1 tRNA gene, 1 rRNA gene and 1 pseudogene are annotated in these 593 nt (G+C 59.5%); 1 reads left to right on the top strand and 2 read right to left on the bottom strand.

The features are described from left to right. Window positions 1-290, top strand: a pseudogene (locus C7I85_RS31470) (hypothetical protein); the annotation flags it as partial. Between the two features lie 4 nt (window positions 291-294). On the opposite strand, the gene C7I85_RS30285 reads toward C7I85_RS31470, so the two are convergent. Both C7I85_RS30285 and rrf read right to left on the bottom strand, forming a co-directional pair. After that, window positions 295-371, bottom strand: a tRNA-Met gene (locus C7I85_RS30285). 139 nt (window positions 372-510) lie between these two features. Beyond that, window positions 511-593: ribosomal RNA gene (rrf, locus tag C7I85_RS32450) — 5S ribosomal RNA — on the bottom strand; the annotation flags it as partial.

Here is a 593-nt window from a genome sequence, read left to right on the forward strand (position 1 = left end):
CTACCCCACAAGACTTGCCTGAGCTTCTGCCAAGTATTTCGACAGTCTATGCGAAGAAAGTGGCGCATCTAACCGAAGCGCTCAACCATGCGGACGACCGTCAAGAGGCGGCGCAAGCGCTGCGCGCCTTGATCGCGAAGATCGTGCTGACGCCCGGTGTCAAGCGCGGTGAGATGAAGGCAACTCTGCACGGGAGCTGGGCACGCTGCTCAGTTGGGTTGAGCGGCAGGCCGGAGATAACGCCGCCAAACAAAAACACTCCCGGAGCTGGGCTCGCGGGAGTGTTCTGATGTTTGGTTGCGGGGGTTGGATTTGAACCAACGACCTTCAGGTTATGAGCCTGACGAGCTACCGGGCTGCTCCACCCCGCGTCAAGGTAGTGTGCAGGACTGGCCTGCGGCGTTCGTTCCAAAGCAAAGGGCCGCGTTCGATTGTGCTCGATGCGGCCCGCGGGTCCCGTTTGGTGCGGGCCTTTTGTCGTTTGGAGAAGATTTGACATGCATTTGGCAGACCTGGCAGCGACTTACTCTCCCGCGTCTTGAGACGAAGTACCATCAGCGCTGGAGCGTTTCACGGCCGAGTTCGGAATGGGA

It is taken from the genome of Pseudaminobacter soli (ex Li et al. 2025) (assembly GCF_003012705.1).
Lineage (GTDB): Bacteria > Pseudomonadota > Alphaproteobacteria > Rhizobiales > Rhizobiaceae > Pseudaminobacter > Pseudaminobacter soli.